The sequence below is a fragment of the Kribbella sp. NPDC048915 genome (genome assembly GCF_040649595.1).
GTDB lineage: Bacteria > Actinomycetota > Actinomycetes > Propionibacteriales > Kribbellaceae > Kribbella.
On the sequence record NZ_JBEZFT010000092.1, the window covers coordinates 18,133 to 29,766 of the forward strand.

Here is an 11,634-nt window from a genome sequence, read left to right on the forward strand (position 1 = left end):
GTAGGCGTGAGTGTGCCGGCCGTCTGCGTGAGTGCAGTGGCTTCTCGGTGGGCTGTGTGTCGGGTGGATGTGGGTGAGCCCGCCACCGGCGTGAGTGCCGTGGGCTAGGCGTCAGGGGCCTACGAACCGGCCAGCCAGGCGAGCATTTCGCCGCGGAGCCAGCAGCGGCCGACCGAGGCGGCGTGGAAGGACGCGTGCTGGAACACACCCACGCCGAGGATGCTGTGCCCGGACGCTTTCCGATCCCCGAACGTCGGAACGCCCGGCGCGACCCCCACACCTTCGACCGACAACCATGTGACAGGCCGTCGCGTAGCCGCCTCGTCGAGCCGCTGCAGGAACCGCAACCGCTGCTCGAGATCCAGCCCCGAGAGCGTCCACGTGGTGATCACCACCGGCAGGACGTCCTCAGGCACCGCCGCGATGGCCTCCGGGAGCCCGTCCACCATCCCGTCGGTCACCAGCATCGGGGGAGCGGACTGAGCCAACGCCAACTCCGCTTCGAGCCGAGCCGCACGCTCCACCTGATCCGGTGGCACACACGCCCGCAACCATCGCATCTCGTCCGGATCACCCAAGTCCACCGGGTCGTCAGCAACCAGAACCCGCGCCGCCACCTCCGGCATCGCCACCGACGGCAACCGCCCGTCACCCACCACCGACGCCGAGACCTGTACCCCCGAATCCGAGTCACCCAGCGACTGCCCGTTCCCGTACGCGATCCCCACCCGATCAACCACCAGGTTCAACCCAGCCGGCCGCCCCATATCGATCAAACCAACAGCACCCGCTCCGACCCGCCGCGCCACCTCCGCCACCAGCGGATACACAAGGGCATGCCGCCCGCCCTCATCCCCAAGCACCCTCCGCCTCACCACGCCCGCAAGTCCCTCAACCCCCACCCGCCGCACCACGTCAACAGCCGCAGCCCCCACGCGCGCCCCGGTTCCCACACCCGCCCCGGCCTCCGCGCCTGTTCCGGCCCCCGTGTCAGCCCAGGCCTCCGCGTCTGTGCCGACCCGGGCGTCTGTGCCGTGCCGCGCGCCGGCGACCGCTGTGCCTGCGCCTGTCGGCCAGTCAGCGCGGGCGCTGCTCGGCGGGCTAGTTGCGGAGGCGGTGGCGCGGGTCAGGGCTTCTGCCAGGTCGGGCGCCTCGCCGGAAAGGGCCAGGTAATGCAGAGCAGCCAGGACGACTGACGGGTGCCGACTCCGGGCAGGCGCGCTCTCGATGACTCGCACAGCCTCGGAGGACTCACTCAACGCACTGGCGATCTGCGCGTACACCGGGGAGACCTTCGGTCCGTCAACCTCCGCGAAGCGCCGGAACACGTCCGCCACAGTCCTCTTGCGACCAGCACGCCCTGCTCTCCCACCGCCCGCTCCCGCCATCCGCCCGAGTTTAGTCTCGCCCTGAGCCACCACCCCGGTGATCAACCCACCTGGCCGCCTCGGTGGGTACAAGAAGATTTGATGGTGAGGTGGTGTTGAGTTGTCGGGTGGTATCCGTGGGCGAGTGGAGGGTGGACGTGGCGGGATCGGAAGTTGAGGCGGCGGTTCGGCGGTTGGTCGGGCTGTTGATGGAACGGCGCGTGACGCTGGCCACCGCTGAGTCGTTGACGGGTGGGATGGTCGGGGCGGTTCTGACGGACGTACCGGGGGTGTCGGCGGTGTATCGCGGCGGCGTGGTCGTCTACGCGACCGATCTGAAGGCGACGCTCGCCGGCGTGCCGGACGACATCCTGGCGGCTGTGGGGCCGGTGCACCCGGACGCGGCCGCCGCCTTGGCACGGGGCGTGCGGGAGCGTCTGGGAGCCGATTACGGGCTCGCGACGACCGGTGTGGCCGGTCCGGATCCCCAGGCAGGCATCGAGGCGGGCACGGTGTACGTCGCCGCTGCCGGACCAAGCTCCGTGCAGGTACGGAAACTGCAACTGACGGGCGATCGGACGGCTGTCCGTGAGGGCAGCGTGCAGGCAGTTCTCGAACTCGGAGCAGAACTTCTGACGGAAGATCTCGACTGAACGGGGTGTTAGGACCAGCATGGGGACAGGTAAGGCAGACTGGCACGGCGCACCGAAGGTGGACATTGCAAGAAGTAGTGACCCAGCAACAGGTACCGTTGGTTCCTACGGCCGAGCTACCGTTCGAGTAGGGACGGCCGGACAGGCGGAAGGGAGAAACCTCATGGTGCTGGTTCGTGGCCTGCTGGGCGACGTGCTGCGGCGTAAGCGGCTGCGCCAGGGGCGCACTCTGCGCGAGGTGTCTGCCGACGCACGGGTCAGCCTCGGCTACCTGTCCGAGGTCGAGCGTGGACAGAAGGAAGCCTCGAGCGAGCTGCTCGCGGCGATCTGTATGGCCCTGGACGTGCCGCTGTCGGCCGTGTTCGCCGAAGTGAGCGAAGACCTGGCCCGCGAAGAGGCCCTGGTGCTGGCGCACCCCACGATCGAGACCGAGGTCGTCGCCTCCGCCGCCTGACCTGGACTTCATCGGGCACCTCCGTCCGGGCTGAAGCTGCCGCTGGGTGGCTGGATCAGGGCTGTCCGGGCCGGCCAGACGAGCTGCAGCGCCGGAAGGGGTGGCTGCCCTGGCTGGCGAAACAGCGAGTTGGCCGTGTACAGATGTGTCGCCGAGTCGGGGAACCGCAGCAGCTGAGCGGTCTGCGGTGGCGGAAAGAACCCCGACAGATCGTCTCCTTCGTCGAACACCGAACCGTCCATCACCGCCCAGGCGAGCGGCTTCAGCCCGAAGTACGCGAACGACGGCTCCGGCTCGAACACGATGATCTCGGGATGTTCGTACAGACTGAGGCCGAGCGTGTACCCGAAGGCAGGGTTCCGCGCGCCGTCGCCTTCGACGAACTGCATCGTCCAGCCGTAGGTCTGGATGTTCCGCTCGATCTGTCGCGCGTACTGCTCGTCAGTCAGGCCGCCGCACTGGTCGCACATCACCGTCTCCTCTCGCTCGAACAGGTGTTCGATTCGGCAGAGAAGGTATCCGTGTTCGGCTGCTCCGGAGCAGTTGTCCACAGGACAGTTCTCGCGATCCGCTGATTCGGTGCGGTCGCTCAGGCCTCAGGCTGGCACCTCGGGCACCAGTAGGTGACGCGCTCCTTCGTCGGCTCGCCCAGCATCTCGCTGCGAATCGTCGTACCGCAGCGTCGGCAGGGTTTGCCGGCCCGCTCGAACACCCATGAGCGCTGGCCGGGCCGGTCGATGCCGGTGCTGACCTGGGCGGCGTGCCGGACGTTGGCCTTCATCAGCTTGCGGCTCAGGTCCACTGCGGCCGGTATGTCGACGCTCGCGACCGGGCGCCGCGGATGCAGACCGAGCAGAAAGCAGACCTCGGTCTTGTAGAAGTTGCCGATTCCGGCCAGGTTGCGCTGATCCAGCAGCGCCTCGGCGACGGTTCGGTCCGGGGCCGACTCGAGGTTCGAGATTGCGGTCGCCCGGTCGAACGTCGGGGACAGCAGATCCGGCCCGAGATGGCCGACGACCGATTTCTCCTGATCGGTGGCGACCAGCTCGAGCACGGGCAGGCGATATCCCACCGCTGTCCACGGCTCGGTCTCCAAGACTGCGCGGATCTCATGGGCGGGACCGCCACGCCGGCGTTCACCGGGGCGGTACAGATGCCAGCTGCCCTCCATCCGGAAGTGGCTGTGCAGCGTCAGACCGCCGGAGATGCGCATCAGAATGTGCTTGCCGCGCGCAACCACCTCGATCAGCTCCCGACGGCTCAGATCTGTGGTGGCGAGCGACGGCACGCGGAAGTCCGTGCGAACGAGCTGCTGCCCCGCAAGGGCCTGGTTCAGCCGCTTGCAGGCTCTCCAGACGGTGTCGCCCTCGGGCATGTCAGGCCCGCAGCCGTAGACCGCGCGGTGTCGCGTGGAAGCCGGCCTTGGCCAGCGCGTCGCCGAACGCGGTGTGCCGGACCTGCTCGCCGTCGGCCTTCTCGACACTGAGCTTGCCGAGCTGCCCGTCCCGGATCGACAACGCCAGCGCGTCGACGGCCGGCTGCAGCAGATCTGGGTCCTCGGTGAAACTCAGCACGGTCCGGCCGCCGCGCTCGACGTACACGATCAGCTGCCCGTCGACCATCACCACCAGGGCGCCGGCCTTCCTCCCTGGACGATGGCCGCCCGCGTTGTCGCGTTCCGGCCAGGGGAGCGCGGCGCCGTACGGGTTGGCCGGGTCCGACGCGGCCAGTACGACGGCGCGCGCGGTCAACTCCTCGCCCTTTCGGCCGGCACCACCCCGCGAAGGACCGAATCGCCCAGGCGGACCGAAAGGACCGTCGGGCTCAGGCGAACCCGGCAGCTCGGCGAGCGCCCGCAACCGATCGACAGCTCCTGGCAGCGCGAACTGCGCAGCACCGAGCCCCGCGACGAAGTACCCGCGCCGGCACCGGCCGGACTCCTCGAACGCACTCAGAACCTTGTAGATCGCCGCGAACCCGCCAGGCGTCCGTTCCGTGATCACCGAACCCCGCGTCACGATGCCGTAGCGATCCAGCAGCGCCTCAGCCGCGGCATGCGCACGGCGAGTCGCATCCGAGCTGCGCTCCGGAAGCAGCGACCAACGACCGCCCGCGGTCGGCGGCCCACTGCGAGCGGGCATCGCCGGACGCCCAGGGCGAACCGGCCGGCCGGGGCGCGCACGCGGTGTCGCGCGACGCGCCCGATGACTGCCGCGCCCGCCGCCGACGAGCGACCGGACCGGTGTGAGCGTGTCGTTCGTCAGGTGCCCCGCCCAGACGAGATCCCACAGCACGCCGACCAGCGTCTCGTCGTCGACCACACCGGCTCGGGACCCGACCGCGTCGCTCAGTTGGCGGAAGAAGAACGCGCCGCCTCCCGACAACGCCTCGAGCACAGCCTCATGGGTCTCACCGAGATCAAAGGACGGATCCGGGTCCGGCAGCGTCAGATCGCAGGTATCGGCGAGATGCAATGAGACCCACCCGTCGGTCCCCGGCAGCGAACCCGACCCTGCCCACACCACTTCACCGGTCGCCGTCAGCTCGTCCAGCATAGACGGCTGGTACCCGGGCACGCGCGACGGCAGCACGATCGACTCGAGCGCCGACGCCGGCACCGCGCAACCTGCGAGTTGCTCGACCGCCCCGAGCAGTACGTCGTACCCGCGCCCGCGACTGCTGGTGATGCCTTGCCACGCCGGCAGGAAGCGCGCCAGCGCCGACGGATCGACCGGCTCGACCTCCTTGCGCAGCGCCGCCAGTGAACGCCGCCGCAGTAGCCGCAGCACCTCACTGTCACACCACTCGAGCGCGACACCACCGGGCAGGAACTCACCCTCGACGACACGACCGGCAGCACTCAGCCGCCGTAAAGCGTCCGTGACCACCGCGACACCGATCCCCAGGTGCGTTGCGAGATCGATCGCGCGGAACGGGCCGTGCGTTCGCGCATACCGCGACACCAGATCGCCGAGCGGATCGGCGACCGGCTCCGCGTGCGCCTCCGCAACACCTGGCGGCAGCGGCACGCCGAGCGCGTCGCGCAATCGCGCCACATCCTCGACGACAGCCCATCTGTGCTCGCCGGCGATCCGCACGCGGACCACGCGTCGCGCAGCCGCCAGCGAGGTCAGCCACGTCTCCGCATCCGCACCGTCGACGCAGCGCTGCGTTGCCTCCGACAACGACAACGGCCCGACGATCCGCAGTACGTCGAACAACCCTTCGGCATCGCGCGCGCGACGATCGTCCGCCAGGCGCTGCAGCTCCGCCTCGGTCCGCAGGACGACTTCCGCGTCGAGGAGCTCACGCAGCTCGGTCCGCCCGAGCAGCTCCGCCAGCAGGCTCTGGTCGAGCGCCAGCGCGGCGGCGCGCTTCTCGGCGAGCGGGCTGTCGCCCTCGTACATGAACGCGCCCACGTAGCCGAACAGCAGCGACTTGGCGAACGGTGATGCTTCCGGTGTCTCGACCTCGACGATGTTGATGCGCCGCTCGGTGATCCCGGTCAGCAGCTCCTTCAACGCCGGTAAGTCGTAGACGTCCTGCAGAACCTCGCGCAGGGTCTCGAGCACGATCGGGAACGAACCGAACTTGCTTGCCACGCTCAACAACTGCGACGCGCGCTGTCGCTGCTGCCACAGCGGTGAACGCCGTCCGGGGTTGCGCCGCGGAAGCAGCAACGCCCGCGCCGCGCACTCACGGAACCGGGCGGCGAACAGCGCCGATCCGCCGACCTCGTTGGTCACCAGATCCTCGATGTCCGCGGGATCGAACAGGACCAGGTCAGCGCCCGGCGGCGCCTCGTCGGTCTCCGGCAGACGCAGCACGATCCCGTCGTCGCCCGAGACCGACTGCGCGTCCATGCCGTAGCGATCCCGCAGGCGTGCCGCGATTGCCAGCGCCCACGGCCCGTGCACCTGACCGCCGTACGGCGAATGCACGCACACCCGCCAGTCGCCGAGCTCGTCGCGGAACCGCTCGACCACGATCGTCACATCGTCCGGCACTCGGCTGGTGGCCGCGCGCTGCTCGGCGAGGTAGGAGACAAGGTTGTTGGCGGCGTACTCGTCCAGGCCCGCGGTCCGGGCACGCTCGATCGCCTTGCCGGCCGGCAAGGACGCCATCTTGCGGACGAACGCACCGGTCGCGGCACCCAGCTCCGCGGGGCGACCCACCGCGTCGCCTTTCCAGAACGGCAGCCGGCCAGGTTGACCGGGGGCGGGGGAGACGAGCACGCGATCGTGCGTGATGTCTTCGATCCGCCAACTCGACGCGCCGAGGGTGAAGACGTCGCCGACGCGCGACTCGTACACCATCTCCTCGTCGAGCTCGCCCACGCGATGATTCGTCGACTCGCCGACCAGGAAGACGCCGAACAGACCGCGATCGGGGATCGTCCCGCCGCTCGTCACCGCGAGCCGCTGGGCGCCGGGCCGGCCGGAGATCTCACCGCTCACCCGGTCGAACACGATCCGCGGCCGCAACTCCGCGAACTCGTCGGACGGATAGCGGCCGGACAGCATGTCGAGCACACCGTCGTACGCCGACCTCGGCAGTGTCGCGAACGGCGCGCACCGGCGTACCAACGCGAAGAGATCGTCGGTGTGAATGGGCTCAAGGGCAACGATCGACACGATCTGCTGCGCGAGCACGTCGAGCGGGTTCGCCGGGATGTGCAGACTCTCGATCAGACCTTCGCGCATCCGCTGCACGACGACGGCCGTGTCGATCAGATCGCCGCGGAACTTCGGGAACAGGACGCCGCGCGACACCGCACCGACCTGGTGACCGGCACGGCCGACACGCTGCAGCCCGCTGGCGACGGACGGCGGCGCCTCGACCTGGATGACCAGATCCACCGCGCCCATGTCGATACCCAGCTCGAGGCTGCTCGTCGCCACCACACACGGCAGGCGACCCGACTTCAAATCCGCCTCGATCAGCGCCCGCTGCTCCTTGCTCACCGAGCCGTGGTGGGCCCGCGCGATCAGCGGTGGCGCGGCGAGCGAACCACCGGACTGCGCCATCACCTGCGCCGGCGAGCCCAACTCCGGCAGCTCCTGCTCGGCGCGCTCGGCGGCGATCTCGTTCAACCTGGCGGTCAGGCGCTCGGCGAGACGGCGCGAGTTCGCGAAGACAATGGTCGAGCTGTGCCGGGTGATGAGGTCGAAGACTTGCTCCTCGACGTGCGGCCAGATCGAGGCATGCTGCGGCGGACCGGCCGCGGAACCGGATGTCTCCACCTCGGTCGCGGCCAGCTCGGCCATGTCCTCGACCGGGACGACGACGCTCAGATCCCACTCTTTGGCGTACTTCGGCTGCACAACGGTCACCGGCCGCTCACCGCCGAGGAACCGCGCGACCTCCTCCACCGGCCGCACCGTCGCGGACAGACCGATACGCTGCGCAGGCTTCGGAAGCAGCCCGTCGAGCCGCTCGAGCGTCAGCGCGAGGTGCGCGCCGCGCTTCGTCCCGGCCACCGCGTGCACCTCGTCGACGATGACTGTCTCGACTCCCCGCAGCGCCTCCCGGCCCTGCGAGGTCAGCAGCAGGAACAGCGACTCGGGTGTCGTGATGAGGACATCGGAGGGTTTGGAGGCGAACCGACGCCGGTCGGCCGCCGGCGTGTCGCCCGACCGCACCGCGACCTCGACGTCGATCGGCGCCTCACCGAGCCGGCGAGCCGTCTCCCGGATGCCGATCAGCGGAGCCCGCAAGTTTCGCTCGACGTCGACGGCGAGAGCCTTCAGCGGTGACACGTACAGCACCCGGCAGCGCAACTTTGGGTCCTCGGGCGGCGGCGTGGTGGCCAGCCGATCCAGCGCCCAAAGGAAGGCAGCCAGCGTCTTGCCGGAGCCGGTCGGGGCGACCACCAACGCGTCCCGGCCAGCGGTAATGGCGTCCCACGCCTCGAGTTGGGCCGGGGTGGCCGCCTCGAAGACGTCGCCGAACCACGCCCGGGTCGCGGGCGAGAATCGGCTCAACGCGCTGCCTTTCTTCACGTCGACCATCTTGCCGGGTGCCGCCGACAGTTTTCACGAGCCGCCTCCCGAACCGCCTGCGCAGGCGCACCGTCGCCCATTGTGAGCAGGCGCTTTCCGTCCGATGCGGAGGTTGTCCCCGGCGTCTGGAATGATCGGCGCCATGATGAACCGCGTGCGTGCAGCTCTCGTGGTCGCGGCCTGTCTGGTCGGGCTGACGGGGTGCGTCAAGTTCGACGCCGACCTCACGGTCGGGTCGAGCGAGACGGTGTCGGGCAACATGAAGCTCGGCGTGGACAAGCAGCTGTTGCAGAACAGCGGCCAATCCCTGGACAAGATCCGTGAGCAGATCGAGCGCGGCATCAAGTCGACGGCCACCGACGGGGTGGAGTGTCAGAAGTACGAAGACGACAAGTACGTCGGCTCGACGTGCACGTTCAAGGACGTCCCGTTCTCCGAGATGGGCGGCTCCAGCGGTGACGGAGTGAGCTTCAGCAAGGAGGGCGACAAGGTCAAGGTCCAGGTCAACGCCGACGACCTGGGGGAGAACATGCCGTCCGGCGGTCAGCCCGAGGTGAACTTCAAGATCACCATGCCGGGCAAGATCCTCGAGCACGACGACGGCGCACAGATCAGCGGCCGGACCGCGACGTACGACAGTGTCGAAAAGCTCGGGAAGATCTCGCTGACCTCCGAGGCCGGCGGTGGATTCCCGGCGTGGGCCCTGGCCTTGATCATTGTGCTGGTGCTGCTGGCGATCGGTGCGGCCGCGTTCTTCGTCCTCCGCAGCCGGAAGGCGAAGGGGCAGCAGGGGTACGGACAGCCGTTCCCGGGGCAGTACCCGGGCCAGCCTGGTCAGTACGCGGGGCAGCCTGGGTACGGACAGCAATACGGGCAGCAGTACGGCCAGCAGGGGCCGCAGTACCCGGGTCAGCCTGGCCAGCCTGGTCAGTACGGCGGTCAGCCGGGGCAGCCCGGTCCGTACGGCGGTCCGCAAGGTCAGCCTGGTCAGTACGGTGGTCCGCCCGCGCAGTACCCGGGCCAGCCGGGACAGGGCCAGCCTGGGCCGGGACAGCCGGGACAGGGCCAGCCGGGACAGGGCCACCCGGGACAGGGCCACCCGGGGCCGAATCAGCCGTACGGAGGGCAACCGGGCCAGCCTGGTCCGCAGCAGTACCCTGGGCAGCCTCAGCAGGGACAGGGCCAATGGGGCGGCCAGCCGCCGCAGCAGCAGGCTCCCGGTGGTTGGGGCCAGCAGCCTGGTCAGGGTCAGCAGCCCGGTGGGCCGCAGCAGGGTTCGCCCTACGGTCAGCAGCCGCCGCAGCAGGGCGGGTGGGGACCGCCGCCGAAGGACGACGACGGGCAGGCATGAGACTGACGGAGTTCTGGGCCCGGATGGATCAGCATCTCGGGCCCGCGTATGCACGTACCTGGGCGGAGACCCAGGTGGTTCAGGAGCTCGGCGGCCGTACGGTCGTCGAGGCCCTGGACGACGGTGAGGCCGCCAAGGTCGTGTGGCGCGCGGTGTGGGCGCATCTGAACCTTCCGCCCAGCGAGCGCTGATCCACCGGCTGCCGACGGGACCGGTCGCTCGTCAGCCGGTCCAACCGGTGCGCCCCGCCCACTCCTCGGCCGGCAGATAGATGAGATCGCACACCGGGTCCTTCAGTTCCGTGTAGTCGCCGGCTTCCAGTTGGAGTGCGGCCGCGTGTTGCTTGAACGCGCCGTACGCCCGCGCCGTCTCCGGATGGTTGCGCAAATAGTCGCGGAACAGCAGCGCGTACCGCTGGTTGGCTCGTCCGGCCACGCGGACATGCAGGTTGACCCGCCGCCGGTACATCGGCTCGACCAGCATGCGCTTCACCCACTGGAGGTCGTCAGCCGGCAGACCTGGTACGGGGTGGTCGCGGCGCGGCGGGCGCAGCTCCCAGCCTGCTGCGACCATCCGCTCCGCCACGTCGTCCAGCTCGGGCTCCGAAGCCACCGTGACCTGGATGTCGAGGACGTCCTTGGCCGGCAGCCCCGGCACCGAGGTGGAACCGATGTGGTCGATCCGCTGGACCAGCTCGCCGAGCTGTCCGCTGATGGCGTGGGCGGTCTTCTCGTACTGCGCGGGCCAGGTCTCGTCGGGTCGCACGATGGCGATCTGGTTCATGCGCCGATCATTGCAGCCCGCGACGTCGAGCGGCCAGGGAAATAAGTGGCTCTCGTGACTGATCCGTGGGTGGTTCTGGGTGACCGAGTCGGCGGCCGGGCTGTGCGGCCGGGCTGTGCGGCCGCGCGCGTCCCCTCAGCCGCCCTTGAGCCCTACCGGGACCGCGCACATCCATCCAGACCCGCGAACATCTATCCGGGATCATGAACACCCATCCGGGTCCGTGCATCCTGTCGGTGCACCCTGACCCGGGTCCGTGCACCCCGTCCTGGGTTTGCACCCGTCCTGGGTTCGTGCATCCGTCCTGGGTTCGTGCATCCGTCCTGGGTTCGTGCATCCGTCCTGGGTTCGTGCACCCGTCCTGGGACCGTGCACCCGTCCTGGGATCGCGTACACCCGCCCGGGACCTCCCACACCCGCCCGGGGACCTTGCACCCGATCCCGGGGCCGTGCACCCGATCCCGGGGCCGTGCACCCGATCCCGGGGCCGTGCACCCGATCCCGGGGCCTTGAACAAGCAATAACCACTTCACACCCACCACAACCTGTTCAAGCCAACATCTTCCGGCCCGCACGCCAGCCGGCGCAGCCAACCTCATACGAACGGATAACCCCGCGAGTTGGGGTTCTCTGCTCTCATACCGACGAAGAACCCCAACACGCGGGGTTATCCACTCGCGTGCCGTGCCGCGGACCGGCGGTCTCGTCAGCGGTGATCTGGTCGGCGGTGTTCGGCACGCGGTGACGGTGCGACGTGCTGCCGTGCCGTGGCGTGGTGGCGTGGGGTGGTGGTGTGCTGGTACGGCGTGGCGTGGGGTGATGGCGCGGCGGGGCGCTGGTACGGCGTGGCGTGGCGTGGGGTGGTGGTAAGGCGTGGGGTGATGGCGTGGCAGCGGTGGCGCGGTGGCGCGGTGGCGTGGTGTGGTCGTAGGGGCTTCCGGGTTTCCGCCGCAAGGTGGGTTCACCCATCGTGTTGTGGGTTCCGTACCCTTCACACGGGTCAGGAACCCACAACACCGTGGGT

General features: G+C 69.4%; 9 protein-coding genes. 4 read left to right on the forward strand and 5 right to left on the reverse strand.

Features of this window, described 5'->3' with window-relative positions:
- Window positions 1–119: 119 nt before the first annotated feature.
- Window positions 120–1,388, reverse strand: coding sequence for a DUF2332 domain-containing protein (locus AB0B82_RS30790; RefSeq protein ID WP_360176423.1), 1,269 nt, complete (start codon window positions 1,386–1,388; stop codon window positions 120–122).
- 173 nt (window positions 1,389–1,561) lie between these two features.
- On the opposite strand from AB0B82_RS30790, the gene AB0B82_RS30795 reads away from it, so the two are divergent.
- Together AB0B82_RS30795 and AB0B82_RS30800 are read left to right on the forward strand one after the other, a co-directional pair.
- A complete protein-coding gene (locus tag AB0B82_RS30795) occupies window positions 1,562–2,020 on the forward strand; it encodes a CinA family protein (RefSeq protein ID WP_360176444.1) in 459 nt (152 codons plus the stop codon).
- A 163-nt stretch (window positions 2,021–2,183) separates the two neighbouring features.
- Window positions 2,184–2,474, forward strand: a complete 291-nt coding sequence (locus tag AB0B82_RS30800; protein ID WP_360176426.1) for a helix-turn-helix transcriptional regulator — start codon at window positions 2,184–2,186, stop codon at window positions 2,472–2,474.
- 8 nt (window positions 2,475–2,482) lie between these two features.
- Here the strand turns inward: AB0B82_RS30800 and AB0B82_RS30805 are convergent, their stop codons facing one another.
- From AB0B82_RS30805 to AB0B82_RS30815, 3 genes are all read right to left on the reverse strand, one after another.
- Window positions 2,483–2,944, reverse strand: a complete 462-nt coding sequence (locus AB0B82_RS30805) for a DUF4262 domain-containing protein (RefSeq protein WP_360176429.1) — start codon at window positions 2,942–2,944, stop codon at window positions 2,483–2,485.
- 119 nt (window positions 2,945–3,063) lie between these two features.
- Window positions 3,064–3,849, reverse strand: coding sequence for a DNA-formamidopyrimidine glycosylase family protein (locus AB0B82_RS30810; RefSeq protein WP_360176432.1), 786 nt, complete (start codon window positions 3,847–3,849; stop codon window positions 3,064–3,066).
- Window position 3,850: 1 nt separating this feature from the next.
- Window positions 3,851–8,485 (reverse strand): ATP-dependent helicase, encoded by a 4,635-nt coding sequence (locus AB0B82_RS30815; RefSeq protein ID WP_360176435.1) that lies wholly within the window; start codon window positions 8,483–8,485, stop codon window positions 3,851–3,853.
- A 136-nt stretch (window positions 8,486–8,621) separates the two neighbouring features.
- Here AB0B82_RS30815 and AB0B82_RS30820 point away from each other — a divergent pair, with 136 nt between their 5' ends.
- Both AB0B82_RS30820 and AB0B82_RS30825 read left to right on the forward strand, forming a co-directional pair.
- Window positions 8,622–9,827, forward strand: a complete 1,206-nt coding sequence (locus AB0B82_RS30820; RefSeq protein WP_360176447.1) for a hypothetical protein — start codon at window positions 8,622–8,624, stop codon at window positions 9,825–9,827.
- Window positions 9,824–10,018, forward strand: a complete 195-nt coding sequence (locus AB0B82_RS30825) for a DUF3046 domain-containing protein (RefSeq protein ID WP_360176438.1) — start codon at window positions 9,824–9,826, stop codon at window positions 10,016–10,018. The genes AB0B82_RS30820 and AB0B82_RS30825 overlap by 4 nt, the downstream gene beginning before the upstream one ends.
- Before the next feature lie 31 nt (window positions 10,019–10,049).
- Here the strand turns inward: AB0B82_RS30825 and AB0B82_RS30830 are convergent, their stop codons facing one another.
- Window positions 10,050–10,610, reverse strand: a complete 561-nt coding sequence (locus tag AB0B82_RS30830) for a GrpB family protein (protein WP_360176441.1) — start codon at window positions 10,608–10,610, stop codon at window positions 10,050–10,052.
- Window positions 10,611–11,634 lie beyond the last annotated feature (1,024 nt).